Source organism: Streptomyces albidicamelliae (assembly GCF_025642175.1).
Classification (GTDB): Bacteria; Actinomycetota; Actinomycetes; order Streptomycetales; family Streptomycetaceae; genus Streptomyces; species Streptomyces albidocamelliae.
Genome location: NZ_CP106795.1, coordinates 2,190,785 through 2,211,227 on the forward strand (window position 1 = coordinate 2,190,785; position 20,443 = coordinate 2,211,227).

The window sequence follows — 20,443 nt, forward strand, 5'->3', positions numbered from 1 at the left end:
GCGGCCGATCGCGCGGGCGGATTGCGGAGCGCCGGCCGGCACCTGAGGGACGGCGCTGTCGGTCGTGGCCCGTATCCTCAATGACCATGCTCGAAGACCGTGCGACCGCAGTGTCCTCCCCCACCCAGTGGCCGGCCGCGTATCCCCAGGGATACGCGGTCGTTGACGTGGAGACCACCGGCCTGGCCCGGGACGACCGGATCATCTCGGCGGCCGTCTACCGGCTGGACGCGCGCGGCGAGGTCGAGGACCACTGGTACACGCTGGTCAACCCGGAGCGCGATCCGGGACCGGTGTGGATACACGGCCTGACGAGCGACGTGCTCGAAGGGGCGCCCCTGTTCGCGGACGTCGCCGAGGAGTTCGCGGCCCGGCTGGACGGCCGGGTGCTCGTGGCGCACAACGCCGTCTTCGACTGGCAGATGATCGCCCGGGAGTACGCGCGTGCGCGCCTGGAGGCTCCGGTGCGGCAGCGGCTGTGCACCATCGCGCTGTCGAAGGAGCTGGGCCTGCCGCTGCCCAACTTCAAACTGGAGTCGCTCGCGGCGCACTTCGGGGTCGTGCAGCAGCGGGCGCACCACGCGCTGGACGACGCGCGCGTGCTGGCGGAGGCGTTCCGGCCCAGCCTGCTGGCCGCGGCGGCGGGCGACGTACGGCTGCCGCTGCTGGAGTGCCTGCCGCTGACGGAGTGGTCGGACCGGCCCGTGCCGCGCCAGGCGTCGGGCGGTTACGGCGGCTACCGGGCGGGTGGTTGGCGGCCTTCGCGGAAGCGGCCCGCCTGCCCCTACCCCAACCCCGGCCGGTACGAGGACGGCGAACGCCTCAAACAGGGCATGCGGGTGGCGTTCTCCGGCGACACCTCCACGGAGCGGGAGCTGCTGGAGGACCGGGCGACCGAATGCGGTCTGCACGTGGCCTCCAGCATCTCGCGCCTGACGAGTCTGCTGGTGACCAACGACCCCGACTCGGGCACGTCGAAGACGGTCAAGGCACGGCAGTTCGGCACGCCGATCGTGGACGAGGCGGCCTTCGGCCAGCTCCTCGGGGACGTGGAACCGGCCGACGGCTGACCGCGCACAAGTGGGGACACAGCCGACCGGACCGGCAGGTAATCGTACGAATGGGTGATTGGCGTACGACTCACCCGGTGGCCGCTCGCCCGCGGGTCGGCGACGGCTCACCCTGTGGCGCATGGCGACATGCGAAGTTTGCGGCAATGACTACGGGATGACCTTCGAGGTCCACGCACAGGGCGCTGTGCACGTGTTCGACTGCTTCTCCTGTGCGATCCATCGCATGGCCCCCATCTGCGAGCACTGCCGGGTGCAGATCATCGGGCAGGGCGTCGAGGTGGAGGGCCACTGGTACTGCGGCGCCCACTGCGCCCGCGCGGAAGGAAAGGCGGGCGTGGTCGACCGGGTGTGACCCGGTACCCGCCCGATTGCACCCCACGGCTCGGAGGTACCGTCGTGGGGTGCACCGCTACCGCTTCCTGTTCTCCCTCCAGTGGGTGATCCTCACCCTCGTGGCGATCGCGCTGATCCCGACGATGATCAGACTGGGCTTCTGGCAGGAGCACCGGTACCAGGAGCGCACCGCACGCAACGACCTGGTCTCCACCGCGCTGCACGCCGACCCGGTTCCGGTCGAGCGGCTGACCTCCCCCGGGCACTCGATCACCCGTACCGAGAAGTACCGCACGGTCACCGCGACCGGCACCTTCGACACCGGCCGCGAGGTCGTGGTCCGGCGCCGGACCAACGCCGACGGCGAGGTCGGCTTCCACGTCCTCACCCCGTTCGTGCTCACGGACGGCAAGGTGCTCCTCGTCAACCGCGGCTGGATCCCCGCGAACGGCGCGCAGACCGACTTCCCGAAGATCCCCGCCCCGCCGGCCGGCCGTACCACCGTCACCGGGCGGCTGAAGGCCGACGAGACGACCGCGGCGAGCGGGATCAAGAACGTCGCCGGTCTCCCCGACCGGCAGGTCATGCTGATCAACAGCGCGGAGGAGGCACGGCGGCTCGGCGCCAGTGTGCTCGGCGGCTATGTGGAACAGACGGCACCCGCGGCCAAGGACGGGTCCCCGGAGCAGATCTCCGACCCGGGCAGCGAGGACGCCCCGCTGAACTACGCGTACATGATCCAGTGGTGGCTGTTCGCCGCCGCCGTACCGGTCGGCTGGTGGTTCCTGGTCCGGCGCGAGATCCGCGACCGCGAGGAGGCCGCGGCCGAGGAGCAGCCCGAGGAGAGCGAACCGGCGACGGTCTGACCCGTCCCGCGGTCGGCACCGGGCTCCCCGGGAGCGGATCACTCCCCCGGCGCACCACCTGGTTGGCCCCCCGGCAGGCCGGGAAGCCGGAACGCGTGACATCGCGCATCGAGGACTACGCCCTCATCGGCGACGCACAGACGGCGGCCCTGGTCGGCAGGGACGGCTCGATCGACTGGCTCTGCCTGCCCCGCTTCGACTCCGGCTCCTGCTTCGCCCGACTGCTGGGCGACGAGGACCACGGTCACTGGCGGATCGCGCCGAGGGGCGCGGACACCTGCACCCGCCGCGCGTACCGGTCCGACACCCTGGTGCTCGACACCGAGTGGGAGACCGGGGACGGCACGGTCCGCGTCACCGACCTGATGCCGCAGCGCGAGCACGCCCCCGATGTCGTCCGCATCGTGGAAGGGGTCAGCGGCCGGGTCACCGTCCGCGGCACGCTGCGCCTGCGCTTCGACCACGGCTCCGTCACGCCGTGGGTGCGCCGCTCGGACGGCCACCGGGTGGCCGTCGCGGGCCCCGACTCGGTGTGGCTGCGCGCCGAGCCGGACGTCCGCACCTGGGGCGAGGACTACGGCACCCACTCCGAGTTCACCGTCGCCGAGGGCGAACGGGTCGCGTTCGTGCTCACCTGGCACCCCTCGCACGAGCCCCGCCCCCCGCTCATCGACCCGTACGAGGCCCTGGAGAGCAGCGTCACGGACTGGCGGCGATGGGCCGGGCAGTGCGGGTACGACGGCCCGCACCGGGACGCCGTCGTCCGCTCCCTGATCACCCTGAAGGCCCTCACCTACGCCCCGACCGGCGGCATCCTCGCCGCGGCGACCACCTCCCTGCCCGAGCAACCCGGTGGCGTGCGCAACTGGGACTACCGGTACTGCTGGCTGCGCGACTCCACGCTCACGCTGAACGCACTGCTCGCCGCGGGCTACCGCCAGGAGGCCGAGGCCTGGCGCAACTGGCTGTTGCGCGCGGTCGCGGGCGATCCGGCCGACCTCCAGATCATGTACGGCGTCGCGGGCGAGCGCCGGCTGCCGGAGACCGAGCTGCCGTGGCTCCCGGGCTTCGCCGGGTCCACGCCGGTACGGACCGGCAACGGCGCCGTCGACCAGCTCCAGCTCGACGTGTACGGCGAGGTGATGGACTCGCTGTTCCTGGCCCGCGCCGCGGGGCTGCCCACCCGGCCGCACATGTGGGCCATCCAGCGCTCCCTGATGCAGTTCCTGGAGTCGGCCTGGCGGCAGCCGGACGAGGGCTTGTGGGAGGTGCGCGGCGGCCGGCAGCAGTTCGTGCACTCCAAGATCATGGTGTGGGTGGCCGCCGACCGGGCCGTGCGGACCCTGGAGCGGTACGACGAGCTCGAAGGTGACCTGGAGGGCTGGCGCCGGCTGCGTGACGAGGTGTACCGGGAGGTGTGCGAGAAGGGCTTCGACCGCGAGCGCAACACCTTCACCCAGACCTACGGCTCCCGCGAACTCGACGCCGCGCTGCTGCTCGTCCCGCGCGTCGGGTTCCTGCCGCCCGACGACCCGCGCGTCGTCGGCACGGTCGACGCCGTCCGGGACGACCTCGGCCACCACGGCTTCCTGCGCCGCTACGACACCGAGGACTCCGTCGTCGACGGCCTGCCGGGCGGCGAGGGCGCCTTCCTCGTCTGCTCGTTCTGGCTGGCCGACGCGCTGCACATGACCGGCAGGACCGAGGAGGCGCGGGAGCTGTTCGAGCGGCTGGTGGGCCTGTGCAACGACGTGGGTCTGCTCGCCGAGGAGTACGACCCCGTGCACCGCCGTCAGCTCGGCAACTTCCCGCAGGCGTTCAGCCACGTCGGCCTGGTGAACACCGCCCTCACGCTGTTCGGGGACGAGGAGGCAGGATAGGGGCCATGGATCTTGGACTGAAGGACCGGGTGTACGTCGTCACCGGAGCCACCCGCGGGCTGGGCAACGCCGCCGCGCGGGAGCTCGTCGCCGACGGGGCGAAGGTGGTGATCACCGGCCGCGACGAGAAGCGGGTCGCCGACGCCGCCGCCGAACTGGGCCCGAACGCCGTCGGCGTGGCCGTGGACAACGCCGACGAGCAGGCTCCCGAGCGGCTGATCGCGGCCGCCCGCGAGCACTTCGGCGGCTTCCACGGAGTACTGGTGAGCGTGGGCGGCCCGCCGCCCGGGTTCCTCGCCGACAACACCGACGAACAGTGGCGGAGCGCCTTCGAGTCGGTGTTCCTCGGCGCGGTCCGGCTGGCCCGCGCGGCGGCGGCCGAGCTGGAGGAGGGCGGGGTCGTCGGGTTCGTGCTGTCGGGCTCGGTGCACGAGCCGATCCCGGCGCTGACCATCTCCAACGGCCTGCGCCCCGGGCTCGCCGGCTTCGCCAAGTCCCTGGCGGACGAGCTGGGGCCGCGCGGCATCCGGGTGGTGGGACTGCTGCCGGCGCGCATCGACACCGACCGCGTTCGCGAGCTGGACGGGCTGTCCGCCGACCCGGAGGCGACCCGGGCCGCGAACGAGTCCCGGATCCCGCTGCGCAGGTACGGGACCCCGGAGGAGTTCGGGAAGGCGGCGGCGTTCCTGCTGTCGCCCGCGGCCTCCTACCTGACCGGGATCATGCTGCCGGTGGACGGGGGCATGCGGCACGGGTTCTGACGCGGCACGGGTTCTGACGCGGCACGGGTTCTGAGGGCGGTCCTCAGGTCACCCGCTCCGCGTGGTGCCTGACCGCCCCGAGCCGTACCTCGGCGGGGAGCGACGCGAGGCCCGCCGACTCGCGTGCGTGCGCCAGGGCCTGACGGGTGAAGTCGGCCAGGGCCGGCGCCGGATCCACGTCCGGTTCCAGCTGAAGCCAGGCCCTGGCCGTCGGGGCGCCCCGGCGGCCCCGCAGGAGGACCCGGGCCCGGGCCACCCCCTCCTGCCGGGCCGCGTCCTGGGTGAGCGCCGACTCCAGGGCGCCGCCGAGGAGCACCGCGTCCTCGCCGTCCCCGGTGTCGACCGGGATCTCGGCCGGCCGGCGCCGGCGCAGGGCCGCCAGCAGCCACCACAGGGCGAGCAGCAGCAGGACGGCCAGGGCGGCGATGACCGCCGGCCACCACCAGCCGGTGTCCCGCCAGTGGGTGCGCTCGGCCCGGCTGAGCAGTACGTCGTGCGGGCCGGTGTGGAGCCACCGGAAGGGCGGCCGTACGCCCAGGCCGACGGCCAGGACCGAACCGCCGCCCACGAGGAGCAGCAGGCCCACGAGCGCGAGCAGCACGCGGTGGACGCGACCGATGCGCATCGTCCTCATCCCTTCCGTCCGGGCCGGGCCACGCGCACCGACAGCGCGGGCGGCCGGGCCAGGCCGAGGCCCCGGATCGTGTCGGTGAGCGAGGCCTCCAGATCGGCGCGTACGTCGTCCAGTTCGCGGAAGTGGGCGACGGCCCGTACGTCGGCCCTCCGGCGGCGCATCCGTACCCGTGCCGCGCGCACCCCGGAGACGTCCAGGGCCCGGTCGCGCAGCAGGAGCGCCGCCGCGTCGCGCCGGAGCGCGGCGCGGACGTCGGGGCGCGGGCGCCACATGGGCAGCAGGTAGCGCAGTCCGGGGGTCACGGCGAGGACGATCAGCCACAGGCCCAGGGCGGCGGCGACGCCCGCGCCCACCAGCACCCACATGTCGTCCAGTTGCCGCTCGGCCAGCTGGCGGGCCAGCGCGTGGCGCCAGCGCATCGCCGGGTGTCCGGCGCGGACGGCGACGACGTCGTAGAGGAGGAGTGCGGACGCGGCCGCCAGCAGCAGCGCGACGACGACGGCGGGAATCCGGCGCGGGGCCCAGAAGCGCCGGCTGCTCACGGGCGCGGGCTCGGGCTCCTCGACGGCGGTGTCCCCGTCGAGGGCCGGGGTGGCTCCCGGCTCGCTCATCGCGCCCTCCCGACCGTGCCGGGGGCCGCGGGGAGGTGCAGCCGTTCGATCCGCACGGCGACCTCGGCCACCTCCAGGTCCGCCAGACCGCCCACCCGTTCGGCGACTTGGCGGCGGACGGCGGCGCAGCGGGCGCCGATGTCGCAGGGGTAGCCGAGCGCGAGGTGGACGCGGACCCGGGCGGTTCCGTGCCGCACGACGACGGTGGCGTGCGGGGCCGCCGCCTCTCCCGGCGGGGGCGGCAGCGCCTCGCGGGCGGCCTGTGCGGCGATCTTCGCCACCACCCGGTCGGCGATCCGGGTGGCGCCGCGCTCGCCCGGCGGCACGAGGGGCGACGGGGGTCGCAGCGTGCCGCTCTCGGCGCTCACCGGGTCACCGCCGCCGGTCGCGCCGGTCACCGCGGATACGGAAGAACTCGCCCGGTTCCAGGTCGCCCTCGGCGAACCGGCCCACGACGAAACCGACGGCCCCCAGGGCAGCCACCAGCAGGAAGGCGCCGAACCCCCCGAAATAGCCGGCGAATCCCAGCGCCATCCCGGCGATCATGCCGGCCACGGCCATGCTCATGCAGCGCTCCTCGACTCAAGGGATGTGCGGTGCCGGACGCGTGACTCTCACTGGATGCGGGGCACTTCGGGCTCCTCCTCCTCTTCGTCGGGCAGCTTGACGTCGCTGACCGCGATGTTGACCTCGACCACTTCGAGTCCGGTCATGCGTTCCACCGCGGCGATCACGTTCTCCCGTACGGCGCGTGCGACATCGGTGATCGAGACGCCGTAGTCCACGACGATCTCCAGGTCCAGCGCGGTCTGCACCTCGCCGACCTCGGCCTTCACACCGCGGGTCACGGACTTGGCGCCGCCGGGCACCCGGTCGCGCACGGCGCCGAAGGTGCGGGCGAAACCGCTGCCCATGGCGTGGACGCCGAGGACGTCCCGGGCGGCCAGCCCGGCGATCTTCTCCACGACGCCGTCGGCGATGGTGGTCCGTCCGCGCGCCGCGGGGTCGCCACCGCCGCGCCGAACGGCCTTGCGGGTCGACACCTGCGGCTCCTGGCCGTCCTCTGGGCTCGTCGTCATGTCGGTCATCGCCGTACGTCCCTCCGGTCGTCGTCCTTCGACCACCGTATGCAAGGTTCGCCGGTTGCGCCCCAGGATGGGGCAGGCTGGAGGAATGACGGCGGACCGGTGGACACAGGCGGTGCGGCAGCAGGTGGGACTCGGCAGACTGCTGCCGCTCGGCGGCCCGCGCGACGGTGCGTGGCTCGCGGAGGGCGCGGCCGGGGCGGTGCTGGCGCGGGTGGCGGCGGTCGAGGTGCCCGGGGTGCGGCTGGGCACGCTGCGGATCGCGCCGGCCGATCCCGAAGCGGCGCCGGAGCCCGTCGTACCCGCTCCGCCGGGGGCGCTGGCGCCCGGTGCCCTGCGGGTGACGGCCGATTTCGCGGCGACGGCCGCCGAACCTCTGCCGGCGGTGGCCGCCCGGCTGCGGCTGGCACTGGCCACGGCCGCGCACGAGCGGCTCGGTCTCGCGGTGACGGAGGTGGATCTGCGGGTGACGGACCTGCTGGAGGCCGACGGGGAGAGCGGCGCGGCCGTACGCGCGCCGCGGCCGGCGCCCGCGCGTGAGGTCACCGATCCGGACGAGACCCGGGTGGCCGCCGCCGCGCTGGCCGTGCCCGGGGTGACGGGCCTGACGGGGTCGCTGGGCGGGCTCGGCCGGGCGGTCCATGTGGAGGAGCGTGCCGGTGAGGCCGCGCTGCCGCACCCGCATGTCCGGGTGGAGCTGGCGGTGTCCGCGGACCGCCGGACCGTGGACGTGGCCCGGCAGGTCCGCACGGCCGTACGGGAGGCGCTGGCGGGCCGGCCCACGGTGGCGGTCCTGGTGACGGCCGTGGACTGACCCCCGGCCCGGCGAAGGCGGGGCGCTCGGCCGCGCGCGTGCGGAGAGGGGGCTCGTCAGCCGCGCGCGGGCGTCGTCACTCCCCACGCCGGCGAGGTCCCTCAGCCGCCGCGCCTGGGCAGCCCGCTCCGCCGCACGCTGCTCGTCGTACGTGCGGTCCACGGCACCCCGCAGCAGCGCCTTGGTCTCCACGACGGCGTCACGCGGCGCGGCCAGCAGCGCCGCCGCCAAATCGCGCGCCGCGGCGTCGAGTTCGGCCCCGGGCACGGCGAGGTTGGCCAGCCCGGCGGCCACCGCCTCCTCGGCTCCGACGGACCGTCCGGTCGCACAGATCTCCAGCGCGCGGGCGTACCCGACGAGACCGACCAGCGGATGCGTGCCGGTCAGGTCGGGCACGAGGCCGAGGCTGGTCTCGCGCATGGCGAACTGCACGTCGTCGGCGACCACGCGGAGGTCACAGGCCAGCGCGAGCTGGAAGCCCGCCCCGATGGCATGGCCCTGGACAGCGGCGACGGACACGAGGTCGTTGCGCCGCCACCAGGTGAACGCCTCCTGGAACTCGGCGATGGTCGCGTCGAGCCCGGCGTCGTCACGGCGCGCGAGATCGATGAAGGTCGGCTCGCCCGGGATTCCCTCCGGGGTGAACATCTGACGGTCCAGCCCGGCGGAGAAGGACTTGCCCTCGCCACGCAGCACGACGACCCGGACGGAGCCCGGCAGCAGCCGACCGGCCTCGGCCAGCGCCCGCCACAGAGCGGGGCTCTGCGCGTTGCGCTTGGCCGCGTTGGTCAGCGTCACCGTCGCGAGCGCGTCGTCGACGGTGAGCCGTACGCCGTCCTTGTCGAGTACAGGAGCGAGGTCCTGGTCGGGCGAAGCCATGGGGCGCCTCCGATGGGTGCGGTCAGCAGCACGTGCCGTGGGCACGCTCGCGTGCGGGGGCACGCTTAAGTGACTGCACAGTAACCACCCGGTCGATCAGCCGGCCGACCGGGTGGCCACCATCGAAGCCGATGGGCCGCCCGGAGTCAGGACGTCGCGGCCTTCTTGCCCCGGGTCGCTCCGCCACGCCCACGCAGCGTGACGCCCGACTCGCTGAGCATCCGGTGTACGAAGCCATACGAGCGGCCGGTCTCCTCGGCCAGCGCCCGGATGCTCGCACCGGAGTCGTACTTCTTCTTCAGGTCTGCCGCGAGCTTGTCGCGCGCGGCGCCGGTCACCCGGCTGCCCTTCTTCAGAGTCTCGGCCACCCGTGCCTCCTCATGGGAAGTGCGCTCTGGTCTCCTCATGATCACCCCTCCCGCGCCCGATGGCCACCCATTCGGCAAGGTCCGTAGGACATCGCTGTGACGACGGGAGCGCGTCCCCACAAGCGGAATGGACCATTCCAGCGGATCGTGTCGGCGGGGCCGAACGGGTGGTTCCGCGAAGTACCAGGTCAGGGATGCGAAGCGGCCGATCCCTTGGCTGCCAAGGGATCGGCCGGAAAATCCGTGTACGACACACCTCGATACGAGGAGATCTCACACAGATGATGGATCACCGATCGGCCGAATGATCCATACGCAGTGGATCAGTCCGTTCGATCACGCCAGGGCGACGAGGTCCGCGTAGTCGGAACCCCACAGGTCCTCGACGCCGTCCGGCAGCAGAATGATCCGCTCCGGCTGGAGTGCCTCTACGGCGCCCTCGTCGTGCGTGACGAGGACGACCGCGCCCTTGTAGGTGCGCAGGGCGCCGAGGATCTCCTCGCGGCTCGCCGGGTCGAGGTTGTTGGTCGGCTCGTCGAGGAGGAGCACGTTCGCCGAGGAGACGACCAGGGTCGCCAGCGCGAGGCGGGTCTTCTCGCCGCCGGAGAGCACGCCGGCGGGCTTGTCGACGTCGTCACCGGAGAACAGGAACGAGCCCAGCACCTTGCGGACCTCGACCAGGTCCATGTCGGGTGCGGCCGAGCGCATGTTCTCCAGCACCGTGCGGTCGGGGTCCAGCGTCTCGTGCTCCTGCGCGTAGTAGCCCAGCTTGAGCCCATGACCGGGGACGACCTGGCCGGTGTCCGGCGTCTCCACGCCCGCGAGCAGGCGCAGCAGGGTGGTCTTGCCGGCGCCGTTGAGGCCGAGGATGACGACCCGGGAACCCTTGTCGATGGCCAGGTCGACGTCGGTGAAGATCTCCAGGGAGCCGTACGACTTCGACAGTTCCTCGGCCGTGAGCGGGGTCTTGCCGCAGGGCGCGGGCTCCGGGAAGCGCAGCTTGGCGACCTTGTCGGACTGGCGGACCGCCTCCAGGCCGGAGAGCAGCTTGTCGGCGCGGCGGGCCATGTTCTGCGCGGCGACCGTCTTGGTGGCCTTGGCGCGCATCTTGTCGGCCTGCGAGTGGAGGGCGGCGGCCTTCTTCTCGGCGTTGGCGCGCTCGCGCTTGCGGCGCTTCTCGTCGGCCTCGCGCTGCTGCTGGTAGAGCTTCCAGCCCATGTTGTAGACGTCGATCTGGGAGCGGTTGGCGTCCAGGTAGAACACCTTGTTGACGACCGTCTCGACCAGGTCGACGTCGTGGGAGATCACGATGAAGCCGCCGCGGTAGGTCTTCAGGTAGTCGCGCAGCCAGATGATCGAGTCCGCGTCGAGGTGGTTGGTCGGCTCGTCCAGGAGCAGGGTGTCGGCGTCCGAGAAGAGGATGCGGGCCAGCTCGATACGGCGCCGCTGACCGCCGGAGAGGGTGTGCAGCGGCTGGCCGAGCACGCGGTCGGGCAGGTTGAGCGCGGCGGCGATGGTGGCGGCCTCGGCCTCGGCGGCGTACCCGCCCTTGGTGAGGAACTCGGTCTCCTGGCGCTCGTACTGCTTCATGGCCTTGTCGCGGGTGGCGCCCTTGCCGTTGGCGATGCGCTCCTCGTTCTCGCGCATCTTGCGGATCAGGACGTCGAGCCCGCGGGCGGACAGGACGCGGTCACGGGCGAGGACGTCGAGGTCGCCGGTGCGGGGGTCCTGCGGGAGGTAACCGACCTCGCCGGAGCGGGTGACGGTGCCGGCGGCGGGGATGCCCTGGCCGGCGAGGACCTTGGTGAGGGTGGTCTTGCCTGCGCCGTTGCGGCCGACGAGGCCGATGCGGTCGCCCTTGGCGACACGGAAGGTGGCGTTCTCGATGAGGACGCGCGCACCGGCGCGCAGCTCGATACCGGAGGCGGAGATCACGGACAGACTCCAGGGCGTACAGGATTGGCAGGTGGGCGGCTGAGGACGTTCCCGCCGTCTAATGCGCGAGGAGAATGGCCATGACGACAGTCTAACGGGGCCGGGCAAGCGGTTTTTCTACGTCCATGTGTTCGGCCCGCGTCCCACTGATCGTTCCCGCCCCGTAGCGGTCCTCTGCGGGGCTGCGACCTGGTACGGGGCGCGGGGGCACGGCCTGCGGGGAAGGGCGGTTCCGCCGGGAGGCCGATCTCACGCGAGGGGGCCATGGCCGGAGTCGCCCGGTAGGCCGCGGTCCGTGGCCCGCGCGGCCGGGGCCGGTCCGCCGGGAGGCGCCGTACGGGCCGCGGCCTGCCGGGCGACTCCGTCGGGCGGCCGTCACGGTCGAGCCGGCCTGCCGGCCGCACTGCCGGGGGCCCGGGACCTCGGCTCGGGAGGCAGCCGCTGCCACGGGACGTCGGGCCCGGGGTGCCGCCGGGCCCGGGAGGGCGTGGGTGAGGGCGTGGTCCTGCCGGGAGATCGCTGCGGCGGCGGGTCGTCGTGGCCGAGGAGTCGCCGGGCCGGAGAAGCCGCCCTGCCCTAGGAGGCCGTCGCGGGGGCGCGCCGGGGGATGCGGGGTGGGGGGTGGGGTCGGATGCTGGTGGTGGGTGGTCGTGGGTGACGGCCGGTGTCCGGTGGGGGGCGGCGGGTACCAGGATTCGCGGCCGTGGGGAGCACGGGCTCGGGACCGGGACGTAGGGCGGTGACGCGTGCAGTTCGACGACGACGCCAATCTGGACACCTCCGAAGTGCAGGACGTGCGCGGCAGCCGGATCCCCGGCGGCCGCGCGACGGTCGGCGGCGGCATCGCCGGGCTGATCGCCCTGCTGCTCGGACTGTTCTTCGGTGTGGGCCCGGACGAGCTGGGACTGTCCTCCGGCGGTGACACCCCGCGGCCGGCGGCCTCCTCGCTCCAGCAGGTGCAGCAGACCTGCCGTACCGGGCGGGACGCCAACACCAGGGACGACTGCCGGATCGTGGCGGTCGTCAACAGCGTGCAGGACTACTGGACGCAGGAGTTCCGGCGGCGCCGGGGGACGTACACCGGCTCGCCGACGGTGCTCTTCAGCGACCGGGTGGGCACCGCGTGCGGGGCGGCCACCTCGGCGGTCGGGCCCTTCTACTGTCCGGGCGACCGCAAGGTCTACCTGGACCTGGGCTTCTTCGACGACCTGCGGACGAGGTTCGGTTCCACCGGCGGCCCCTTCGCGCAGGCGTACGTGGTGGCGCACGAGTACGGCCATCACGTGCAGGACCTCCTCGGTGTCCTCGGCCGGTCCCAGGACGGGCTGACCGGGGCGAACAGCAACTCGGTGCGCACCGAGCTCCAGGCGGACTGCTACGCGGGCGTGTGGGCGCGGCACGCGACGACCACCCCGGACGAGTCGACGGGCCGTCCGCTGATCACCAGCCTGACGGCCGCCGACGTCCGCGAGGGCCTGGACGCGGCGGCGGCCGTCGGCGACGACCGGATCCAGGAGCGCTTCCAGGGCCGGGTGACGCCGGAGACCTGGACGCACGGGTCGGCGAGGCAGCGGCAGCAGTGGTTCACGCAGGGGTACCGGACGGGCGACATGAGCCGGTGCGACACGTTCCGCTGACGCGTTGTCAGTGCCGGCTGCGAGACTGGGCGGCAGGCCACGGAACCGACGCACGAAGGAGTGATCGGCATGGCGGGCACGGGCACGGGACGGCCGAGCATCTACCCCACCCTGCTGTACGCGGACGCGCAGGCGGCGATCAGACAGCTGACGGAGGCCCTCGGCTTCACCGAGCTCTCGGTGTACGAGACGGAGGACGGCAAGGTGATGCACGCCGAGCTGGTCCAGGGCAGCGGCGCGGTGATGATCGGCTCCAAGGGCCGCGGCGGCCTCTTCGACACGGCGATGAAGGACGCGGGACCCGCCGGGGTGTACGTCGTGGTGGACGACGTGGACGCCCACCACCAGCGGGCCGTGGAGCACGGGGTGGAGATCCTGATGCCCCCGACGGACCAGGACTACGGCTCCCGGGACTACATGGCCCGGGACGCCGAGGGCAACCTGTGGAGCTTCGGGACGTACGCGCCGGAGATCGGCGGCTGAGCGGCCCCCGCGCCGCTCAGCCCCCGGTGTGCACCTGGAAGGCCGCCCGGCGTACCGCCTTGGCGAGGGCCGGGTCGGGATGCGCGGCGGCGAGCGCGACCAGCACCTGCACGGTGCGGGGGTGACCGACGGCGCGGACCTCGTCGAGCAGCTGGGGGACGGTGGGCTGCACCGCGGCCTCCAGGTGCCGGACCAGCATCGGCGCCTCACCGTGGTCGGCGACGGCCGCGGCGGTGTCCACCCACAGCCAGGTGGCCTCGTCCCGGGTGAGTGCCTCGTGGGCGTCCTCCGGGTCGACGCCGTCGTGCTCGGCGAGCCACAGCAGGGCGTACGGTCTGAGCGCCGGCTCCACCACGACCGCCCGGACGTCCGGCTCGGCGGGGGCGCCTACGACCCGCAGCGCCTCGAAGGCCAGGCCGCGCAGCAGGGCGTCCTCACCGCGGGCGGCGTCGATCAGCTGGGTGACCGCGCTGCCGACGGGGCGGGCGGCGAGCCAGGCGCGGTACTCGGCACGGGCCGCGTTGGGGCGGAGCTGGGCGCAGCCGCGGAGCATGTCCTCGGCGGACTGCTCGATGTTCCCGGCGGGGCTCTGCGCGGCCACGCAGATCTGCTCCAGCTTGACCCAGACCGCCCAGCTGCCCAGCGGGGTGAGGGTGGCCTGGCCGGCGCCGTAGGTCAGCGCGCCGACGGAGGCGAGGGCCTTGAGGGCCCAGTCGAGCAGGGGATCGAGCGGGGCGTCCGCGGCGGGGGCGGGCTCGGCAGGGCCCGGGGCGCCGGCCGGCTGCTCGGTCCCGGGCTCGTAGGGCACCTCACAGCGTTCGGTGCGCAGTTCGGTGACCCGCTGCTGGAGCAGGTCGAGCAGCTGCTCGACGGGGACGGGCCCGGCGGACAGCTGCAGGAAGGAGAGCAGCTGCGGCATGGCCGAGACGACCTCGGCGACGGCGGCGGGCTCGTGCTCCTCGTGCTCCGGGTGCGCGAGCGACCAGGCGTCGAAGAGGGCGACCCAGCCGCGCAGCACGGCGCTGTCGTCGCGGTCCCAGGCGCGCAGTCGCCAGCCGGGGCGCGCGCTGTCGCCTGCACCTCGACGAGGCCGGCGAGCCGGGCGGTGTCCCAGTCGGCGCGGACCTGAGCGAGGCTCAGGCCGAGGTCGGCGGCGGCCCGTCGGGCGGTGGACTCGGAGAGGGTGGCCTTGCCGTCGGCGGTGGCGCCGTCGCTGCCGGGGCCGAGGGCGGCATCGGCCCAGCGGGCGACGCGGACCGGGCCGGCCAGGCCGGTGCGTGCCATTCTGGCCAGTTCGGCGGGGGCGGGGGTGCCCTCCGGCGGCCGGGGTGCGGGGCGGCTCGGGCGCCGCTGGTTCACAGCTCTGGGGGCGGCGGCCAGGGGTCGCGGTCGGACGAGTCGAAGCCTGGAGTCGCGCGGGATACGGGACGTCACGGGTGCAGTCTTCCGGTTGACGGTCCGAAAACCCAAACGGAATGTCACCGGGGGCGACGGGGCTGGCCAACGCACGGGGCGCGGCGAGGGGTGCGCCGACGTGATCCGGCCAGCCGTACGGCCTTAAACGGAATGGGTGGGACCGGGTGGGAGGCGGGGGCCGGCCGTTCCTACATCAGCGGGGTGAGGAAGCGCCGCATGCGCTCCTCGTACTCCTGCGGGTCCGCGTTCCACATCGCCGCGTGCGGTGCGTCGCGGACGGTGTGCAGGGTGACCAGGTCGGCGCGGCTGTGCGCGAGCCGGCGGGAGAACTCCCAGGGGGCGACCCGGTCCTGCGGGCCGTGGACGATCAGGGTGGGCACGGCGAGCCGGGCGGGGTCGACGATCTCGGCGACCCGGTCGGCGTGCAGCCCGGCCCGGCCCTGGGCGGCCCGCACCGCGAGCGGCAGCAGCGGCTGCGGGGTGCGGCGGGCCCGGGCGAGGGCGCGCAGGGTGGCCTCCCAGCTGAGTACCGGCGAGTCGAGGATCAGCCCGGCGATGCGCTCGCGCACCGCGGAGTGCTCGGCGGCGCGCAGGGCCATGGTGGCGCCGGTGGACCAGCCGAGGAGCACGACCCGGCGGGCGCCGTAGCGGACGGCGTAGCGGATCGCCGCGTCCACGTCCCGCCACTCGGTCTCGCCGAGGTGGTTCAGCCCGTCCGGCGGGCGCGGGGCGCCGAGGTCGCCGCGGTAGGCGAGCGCGAGGACCGGCAGACGGCGGCCGTGCAGAAAGCGCATGACGTTCATGGCCTGCTCGCGGGTGGTGCCGAGACCGTGCACGGCGATCACCCAGGTGTCCCGGCCGCCGGGCAGGAACCAGGCGGGCAGGGCGCCGAGTTCGCCGGGCACGTCGATGTCGGCGTGGTCGAGGCCGAGGGCGGCCGCCGGATCGCCGACGTACAGGTTCGGGGTGAGCCACACGGAGTCGCCGGCGGCGAAGGTGCCGTGCGTGACCCGTTCGAGGCGGCGGACGACGGCGTCGGCGGTGTGCGGGGCCGTCTCCAGGACGGGGCCCACGACCGCGTGGGAGCCGTCGCCCGCGAGGCCGTAGGTGCCGGGGCGCAGCGAGGCCAGGTCGCGGGTGAGCGCGATGCGGCCGGGTGCCGTGCCGTGCACGGTGAGCCGGGGCTCGGTGGGCAGCGGTCGGCCGGCGGGCGCCTTCAGGGCGGCGTCGCTGGCGAGGCGGCCGGCGGCGACGGATGCCGCGCCGGCGGCGAGGACGGCGGTGAGTGCGGTGGCGGTCGCTTTGGCTGGGCCCACGTGTCCAGTGTCGGGGCGGTTCCGGCCACCGGCCAGTGGAAGGGCGGCACGCGCCGAGCGTGCGGCCGGTGCCGGCGGGTTCGTCACCGTGCGCCGGATCAGGGCGAGCGGGGCCCGCAGCGGGCGGAGCAGGGGGCTGGGCAGCAAGGGGTCACCTCCGTTGGCCGTACCCCTTCAAGCGTGCCCCGGCTTCGGCAAGTTGTGCCTCCGTCAGCAGGGACGGCGTCAGACCCGGCACGGAGGACGCCGTCAGCCACAGGCGGCACATCCATTCCAGCTGGGCGGTGCGGTCGTACGCCTGGTCGAGGGTGTCGCCGTACGTGACGGTGCCGTGGTTGCGGAGCAGGCAGCCGGAGCGGCCGGCGAGGGCGCGGAGCATGTTCTCGGCGAGTTCCTCGGTGCCGTACGTCGCGTAGGCGGCCACCCGGACGGTTCCGCCGAGGGCGCCGGCCATGTAGTGGACGGCCGGCAGCTCGGGGACGAGCGTGGAGACGGCGGTCGCGTGCACGGCGTGGGTGTGGACGACCGCGCGGGCACCGGTGGTGCGGTAGACGGCGAGGTGCAGGGGCAGCTCGCTGGTCGGTACGAGGGTGCCGAGGACTTGGCGTCCGGTGAGGTCGACGCCGGTGATGTCGTCGGGGGTGAGCCGGTCGTAGGGGACGCCCGTGGGGGTGACCAGGACGAGGTCGCCGACGCGTGCGGAGACGTTGCCGGAAGTGCCGACGACCAGTCCGTCGGTGACGGTGCGCCGGGCGGTGGCGACCAGCGCCTCCCAGACGCGCGCCGGGTCCGGTGCCCGTCGCTCCGGGTCAGCGTGCGGGGACTCCCCTTCGCCGCCGGGCGCCGCTTCCTCCGCCGTGCCCTGTCGCTCTTCAGCCATGCGGTGATCCTGCCAGCCGGATTCGCGCCGGGTGAGGGGGCCGTCCGGGCGACCGGGGGGGCCGTACCTCCGAACGGGCGGAAGTCGCCGCGGATCGCCGGGGATGGCCGTGGGTCCGGCGGACGGCGGGACTTCAATGAGCCCCCTTGCCCGCCCGGTGATCATCCGCCCGCCACTTCCGGGGAGTCGACGCATGGCCTGTGACCGCATCCCCCTCCGCCACCGCGCCGGTGTCCTCGCGGCGGCGACGGCGGCCCTCGCCCTGACGGCCACCGCGCCGGCCTCGGCGGCGCCCACGGCGACGACCTTGCGGGCGGCCCGACTGGAAGCGGCCGGTCCGCGTGCGGCCCGGCCGCCGGAGACGGAAGGGCGGACGGCGACAGGTCACCGAGCGACCGAAGCGGAAGCGAGCCACCGAGCGACCGGAGCGGAGACGCTCGAAGCCCGGACGCCGGGCGCCCGGGAGGCGGCGGCACCGCGGGCCTCGGGGTTCCGGACCCCGGACCTCCCGGCCACCGCCCGCCGGGCAGCGCCGGAAGGGGCCGGGTTCCTGACTCCCGGCCTCCGGGCGCCCGACCCGTGGCTGTCCGGGCCCCGGGCCGCAGCCCCCGCGCAGCTGATCCCCAGGCCGCCGCACCCCAGGCCGCAGCACTCCCCGCAGCCGGCCCCCGGGCCGCAGCACTCCCCGCAGCCGACCCCCGGGCCGCAGCGTTTCCCGCAGCCGCCCCCGGGCAACCGACCCCCGGGCCGCCGGAGCCGGGGCGGTCGGGGCCGGAGCCCGCGGTTCCCGCGTCCGCGCCCCCCGGACGGCGTCGGCCCGGTTGTCGCACGGGCATGACGTGTCGTCCCACCAGAAGCACGTCGACTGGCCGGAGGCCCGCGCGGAGGGGGCGCGGTTCGTCTACGTGAAGGCGACCGAGTCCACGGACTACCGCAACCCCTACTTCTCCCGGCAGTACGGCGGCGCCCGCGAGGCCGGCCTGATCCGGGGCGCCTACCACTTCGCGCGGCCGGACGAGTCCTCCGGCGCCCGGCAGGCGGCCTACTTCGTGCGGCACGGCGGCGACTGGCGGGCGGACGGCTGGACGCTGCCGCCCGCGCTGGACATCGAGTACAACCCGTACGGGGGCTCGGACAAGTGCTACGGACTGAGCGACCGGCGGATGGTCCGCTGGATCCGCTCGTTCAGCGACGAGATCCGGCGGGAGACCGGCCGCCGCCCGGTGATCTACACGACCACCCAGTGGTGGCGGCTCTGCACCGGGAACAGCCGCGCCTTCTCCTCCCACGCCCTGTGGATCGCCCGGCACGGCGGTGAAGCCCCGGGGGAGCTGCCCGGCGGATGGCGGCGCTGGACGTTCTGGCAGTACGGGGTCAAGGGCGGGCTGCCGGGTGACCAGAATCTCTTCCACGGCCCGGCGGGCCGGCTGCGGAGCTTCGCCCGGGGCTGAGACCCAAGGGGCGCTTGAGTCGACCAGGCCGGAAGCGGACAAGCGGAACCCCGAACACTCGTTACAGTCACCATGACGCCGGACCCAGTTCATCTTCCGTTCACCCAGGTTGCCTACGGTCGACCAGCCAACGACCTCGAACGATTGCCTGGGTAAATGGAAAGCTTCTCGCTGATCCTCGCGATAGTGGTGGTAACCGCTCTCGCGTTCGATTTCACGAACGGTTTCCACGACACCGCGAACGCGATGGCCACCACCATCTCGACAGGCGCCCTGAAGCCCAAGATCGCGGTGACCATGTCCGCCGCCCTCAACCTTGTGGGCGCATTCCTCTCCGTGGAGGTCGCCAACACGATCTCCAAGGGTCTCGTCGACGAGACCGGCATCCGTCCCGAGGTCATCTTCGCCGCCCTGGTCGGCGCGATCCTCTGGAATCTGCTGACCTGGCTGGTGGGCCTGCCGTCCAGTTCCTCGCACGCCCTGATGGGCGGCCTGATCGGCGCCACCGTCGCCTCGGCCGGCTTCGGCGCGGTCCACGGCGAGGTCCTGGTGACCAAGGTGCTGCTGCCCGCGGTCGCCGCGCCGATCGTGGCGGGCCTCGCGGCCATGCTGGCCACCCGCTTCTCGTACGGCATCGGCGGCAAGGCCGAGGCCGAGGCCACGCGCAAGGGCTACCGCGCCGGCCAGATCGCCTCCGCCGGCCTGGTCTCCCTCGCCCACGGCACCAACGACGCCCAGAAGACGATGGGCATCATCACCCTCGCGCTGATCGCGGGCGGTGCCATCTCCCCCGGCTCCAACCCTCCCACCTGGGTCATCCTCTCCGCGGGTCTGGCCATCGCGCTCGGCACCTACATCGGCGGCTGGCGCATCATCCGCACCATGGGCAAGGGCCTGACCGACCTGGAGCCGCGCCAGGGCTTCGCCGCCCAGACCAGCGCCGCGACCGCCATCCTGGCCTCCTCGCACCTCGGTTTCTCCCTCTCCACCACCCACGTCGTCTCCGGCTCGGTGATGGGCGCGGGTCTGGGCCGCAAGGGCGGTGTGGTCCGCTGGTCCACCGCGACCCGGATGTTCGTCGCCTGGGCGCTGACCCTGCCGGCCGCCGCGCTGGTCGGCGCGGGCGCCGAGTCCGTCACTGACCTGGGTGACTGGGGCACCGCCGTCGTCGCGGTCTTCCTGGTCTCCGCCAGCGCCGCGATCTGGAAGCTCTCCCGCCGCGAGGTCGTCGACCACACCAACGTCGTCGCCGAGACCGAGGAGCCGGCCGGCGTGGTGACCACCGCCATCGCCGCCGTGATCCCGCCGCCCGCCGGCACGGTCGCCGAGGACCCGGCCGTCGCCTTCCCGCACCAGTCCACCGGCCCGGGCCGGGTCGCCGACCCCGCCTCCGCCGCCCCGGCTACGCCGCCGGCCGCCACCGTCTGACCCCGGCACCCCGGTTACTGAAGGAAGCATCCCCATGAAGATCGACTGGGCGGCCCTCGGCTCCGTCTTCGGCGTCAGCCTCGTGGTCACGGTGGGCCTGGTGGCCCTGTTCACCCTCGGTATCAAGGGCCTGGCCCGGCGCGAACAGGCCGCGGCCCAGGGCGACTCCGCCGCCCTCGCCGTCACCGGCGCGTACGTCTGCTTCGCCGCCTGCGCGGCCGCGGTGGCGTACGGCATGTATCTCATCGTCGCCAAGGCCTGACCCGGCGTCCGCCGCACGGCGGACGCGAACGAGCACCGCAGAGGCTCCCCTCCCCGCCCGGGAGGGGAGCCTCCGGCATGCTCGCCCGCCCCACGATGTGGGGATCGGCACACTCTCCCCACGCAGGTCAAAGGCAAGTTGACGGCCCTTCCGGGCGCGTGGTGGACTGCCCAGGCCATGTACGGCGGCAAGAGAGGAAGCCGGTGCGAATCCGGCGCGGTCCCGCCACTGTGACCGGGGAAGAACCCCCGGGAGCCAGGAACTCTCACCGCCGGATCAGTCGAACCAGGGCGCGGACACCCTGAGTGAGGACACGTATCGCCATGCTCGG

The 20,443-nt window shown here is 73.8% G+C and carries 19 protein-coding genes, 3 pseudogenes and 1 riboswitch; of the genes and pseudogenes, 11 read left to right on the top strand and 11 right to left on the bottom strand.

All coding sequences use genetic code 11. From position 1 onward, the window contains the following. Positions 1-86 precede the first annotated feature (86 nt). From N8I86_RS10200 to N8I86_RS10220, 5 genes are all read left to right on the top strand, one after another. On the top strand, positions 87-1,070 hold the full coding sequence (locus N8I86_RS10200; protein ID WP_107423697.1) for a DEDDh family exonuclease: 984 nt from the start codon (positions 87-89) through the stop codon (positions 1,068-1,070). A 121-nt stretch (positions 1,071-1,191) separates the two neighbouring features. Continuing rightward, positions 1,192-1,425, top strand: a complete 234-nt coding sequence (locus tag N8I86_RS10205; RefSeq protein ID WP_073892333.1) for a hypothetical protein — start codon at positions 1,192-1,194, stop codon at positions 1,423-1,425. Positions 1,426-1,474: 49 nt separating this feature from the next. Then, on the top strand, positions 1,475-2,272 hold the full coding sequence (locus N8I86_RS10210; protein ID WP_263277618.1) for an SURF1 family cytochrome oxidase biogenesis protein: 798 nt from the start codon (positions 1,475-1,477) through the stop codon (positions 2,270-2,272). A 62-nt stretch (positions 2,273-2,334) separates the two neighbouring features. Then, complete coding sequence (locus tag N8I86_RS10215; RefSeq protein WP_263277619.1) at positions 2,335-4,152, top strand: glycoside hydrolase family 15 protein; 1,818 nt, start codon at positions 2,335-2,337, stop codon at positions 4,150-4,152. A gap of 5 nt (positions 4,153-4,157) precedes the next feature. Continuing rightward, entirely contained in the window at positions 4,158-4,913 is a 756-nt protein-coding gene (locus N8I86_RS10220) for an SDR family oxidoreductase (protein WP_073892339.1), read from the top strand. Positions 4,914-4,956: 43 nt separating this feature from the next. Here N8I86_RS10220 and amaP read toward each other — a convergent pair whose 3' ends face one another. From amaP to N8I86_RS10245, 5 genes are read right to left on the bottom strand one after another with little or no spacing between them, the layout of a single operon-like run. Beyond that, entirely contained in the window at positions 4,957-5,547 is a 591-nt protein-coding gene (gene amaP, locus N8I86_RS10225; RefSeq protein ID WP_404830802.1) for an alkaline shock response membrane anchor protein AmaP, read from the bottom strand. Then, entirely contained in the window at positions 5,544-6,158 is a 615-nt protein-coding gene (locus tag N8I86_RS10230) for a DUF6286 domain-containing protein (protein WP_263277621.1), read from the bottom strand. Before N8I86_RS10230 ends, amaP begins: the two co-directional genes overlap by 4 nt. Then, positions 6,155-6,556, bottom strand: coding sequence for an Asp23/Gls24 family envelope stress response protein (locus tag N8I86_RS10235; RefSeq protein WP_382986192.1), 402 nt, complete (start codon positions 6,554-6,556; stop codon positions 6,155-6,157). Before N8I86_RS10235 ends, N8I86_RS10230 begins: the two co-directional genes overlap by 4 nt. Then, complete coding sequence (locus N8I86_RS10240) at positions 6,531-6,725, bottom strand: hypothetical protein (protein ID WP_073892346.1); 195 nt, start codon at positions 6,723-6,725, stop codon at positions 6,531-6,533. Before N8I86_RS10240 ends, N8I86_RS10235 begins: the two co-directional genes overlap by 26 nt. A gap of 47 nt (positions 6,726-6,772) precedes the next feature. Then, positions 6,773-7,246: an Asp23/Gls24 family envelope stress response protein gene (locus N8I86_RS10245; protein ID WP_073892348.1), complete on the bottom strand. Its 474-nt coding sequence runs from the start codon at positions 7,244-7,246 to the stop codon at positions 6,773-6,775. Between the two features lie 85 nt (positions 7,247-7,331). Between N8I86_RS10245 and N8I86_RS10250 the strand changes: the two genes are divergently transcribed. Further along, entirely contained in the window at positions 7,332-8,057 is a 726-nt protein-coding gene (locus N8I86_RS10250) for a nucleopolyhedrovirus P10 family protein (protein WP_263277622.1), read from the top strand. Between the two features lie 81 nt (positions 8,058-8,138). Here N8I86_RS10250 and N8I86_RS10255 read toward each other — a convergent pair. From N8I86_RS10255 to abc-f, 3 genes and pseudogenes are all read right to left on the bottom strand, one after another. Continuing rightward, positions 8,139-8,936 (bottom strand): annotated as a pseudogene (locus N8I86_RS10255) (enoyl-CoA hydratase/isomerase family protein); the annotation flags it as partial. A gap of 146 nt (positions 8,937-9,082) precedes the next feature. Then, the gene (locus N8I86_RS10260) at positions 9,083-9,304 is read right to left on the bottom strand and encodes a helix-turn-helix domain-containing protein (protein ID WP_010355597.1); all 222 of its coding nucleotides are present in this window, start codon (positions 9,302-9,304) and stop codon (positions 9,083-9,085) included. 336 nt (positions 9,305-9,640) lie between these two features. Beyond that, on the bottom strand, positions 9,641-11,239 hold the full coding sequence (gene abc-f / locus N8I86_RS10265; protein WP_073892356.1) for a ribosomal protection-like ABC-F family protein: 1,599 nt from the start codon (positions 11,237-11,239) through the stop codon (positions 9,641-9,643). 746 nt (positions 11,240-11,985) lie between these two features. On the opposite strand from abc-f, the gene ypfJ reads away from it, so the two are divergent. Then, on the top strand, positions 11,986-12,876 hold the full coding sequence (ypfJ, locus tag N8I86_RS10270; RefSeq protein ID WP_073892358.1) for a KPN_02809 family neutral zinc metallopeptidase: 891 nt from the start codon (positions 11,986-11,988) through the stop codon (positions 12,874-12,876). Between the two features lie 69 nt (positions 12,877-12,945). Beyond that, positions 12,946-13,359, top strand: coding sequence for a VOC family protein (locus tag N8I86_RS10275; protein ID WP_123438325.1), 414 nt, complete (start codon positions 12,946-12,948; stop codon positions 13,357-13,359). Positions 13,360-13,375: 16 nt separating this feature from the next. On the opposite strand, the pseudogene N8I86_RS10280 reads toward N8I86_RS10275, so the two are convergent. From N8I86_RS10280 to N8I86_RS10290, 3 genes and pseudogenes are all read right to left on the bottom strand, one after another. Further along, a pseudogene (locus N8I86_RS10280) lies at positions 13,376-14,643 on the bottom strand (hypothetical protein). Between the two features lie 320 nt (positions 14,644-14,963). Then, positions 14,964-16,091: an alpha/beta hydrolase gene (locus tag N8I86_RS10285; RefSeq protein WP_073894064.1), complete on the bottom strand. Its 1,128-nt coding sequence runs from the start codon at positions 16,089-16,091 to the stop codon at positions 14,964-14,966. Between the two features lie 151 nt (positions 16,092-16,242). Further along, entirely contained in the window at positions 16,243-16,971 is a 729-nt protein-coding gene (locus N8I86_RS10290) for a class II aldolase/adducin family protein (protein WP_073892364.1), read from the bottom strand. 704 nt (positions 16,972-17,675) lie between these two features. Here N8I86_RS10290 and N8I86_RS10295 point away from each other — a divergent pair. From N8I86_RS10295 to N8I86_RS10305, 3 genes and pseudogenes are all read left to right on the top strand, one after another. Beyond that, positions 17,676-18,422: pseudogene (locus tag N8I86_RS10295) on the top strand (lysozyme); the annotation flags it as partial. 156 nt (positions 18,423-18,578) lie between these two features. Continuing rightward, a complete protein-coding gene (locus N8I86_RS10300; protein WP_073892366.1) occupies positions 18,579-19,850 on the top strand; it encodes an inorganic phosphate transporter in 1,272 nt (423 codons plus the stop codon). Positions 19,851-19,884: 34 nt separating this feature from the next. Next, positions 19,885-20,112, top strand: a complete 228-nt coding sequence (locus N8I86_RS10305) for a hypothetical protein (RefSeq protein ID WP_073892368.1) — start codon at positions 19,885-19,887, stop codon at positions 20,110-20,112. A gap of 144 nt (positions 20,113-20,256) precedes the next feature. Further along, positions 20,257-20,397, top strand: a riboswitch (cobalamin riboswitch). Positions 20,398-20,443: the final 46 nt, after the last annotated feature.

Bases quoted from the DNA above. Each gene is read 5' to 3' on its own strand.
- N8I86_RS10200 (WP_107423697.1), top strand. From the start codon at position 87: ATGCTCGAAGACCGTGCGACCGCAGTGTCCTCCCCCACCCAGTGGCCG.
- N8I86_RS10205 (WP_073892333.1), top strand. From the start codon at position 1,192: ATGGCGACATGCGAAGTTTGCGGCAATGACTACGGGATGACCTTCGAG.
- N8I86_RS10220 (WP_073892339.1), top strand. From the start codon at position 4,158: ATGGATCTTGGACTGAAGGACCGGGTGTACGTCGTCACCGGAGCCACC.
- amaP (WP_404830802.1), bottom strand. From the start codon at position 5,547: ATGAGGACGATGCGCATCGGTCGCGTCCACCGCGTGCTGCTCGCGCTC.
- N8I86_RS10230 (WP_263277621.1), bottom strand. From the start codon at position 6,158: ATGAGCGAGCCGGGAGCCACCCCGGCCCTCGACGGGGACACCGCCGTC.
- N8I86_RS10240 (WP_073892346.1), bottom strand. From the start codon at position 6,725: ATGAGCATGGCCGTGGCCGGCATGATCGCCGGGATGGCGCTGGGATTC.
- N8I86_RS10245 (WP_073892348.1), bottom strand. From the start codon at position 7,246: ATGACCGACATGACGACGAGCCCAGAGGACGGCCAGGAGCCGCAGGTG.
- N8I86_RS10250 (WP_263277622.1), top strand. From the start codon at position 7,332: ATGACGGCGGACCGGTGGACACAGGCGGTGCGGCAGCAGGTGGGACTC.
- N8I86_RS10275 (WP_123438325.1), top strand. From the start codon at position 12,946: ATGGCGGGCACGGGCACGGGACGGCCGAGCATCTACCCCACCCTGCTG.
- N8I86_RS10290 (WP_073892364.1), bottom strand. From the start codon at position 16,971: ATGGCTGAAGAGCGACAGGGCACGGCGGAGGAAGCGGCGCCCGGCGGC.
- N8I86_RS10300 (WP_073892366.1), top strand. From the start codon at position 18,579: ATGGAAAGCTTCTCGCTGATCCTCGCGATAGTGGTGGTAACCGCTCTC.
- N8I86_RS10305 (WP_073892368.1), top strand. From the start codon at position 19,885: ATGAAGATCGACTGGGCGGCCCTCGGCTCCGTCTTCGGCGTCAGCCTC.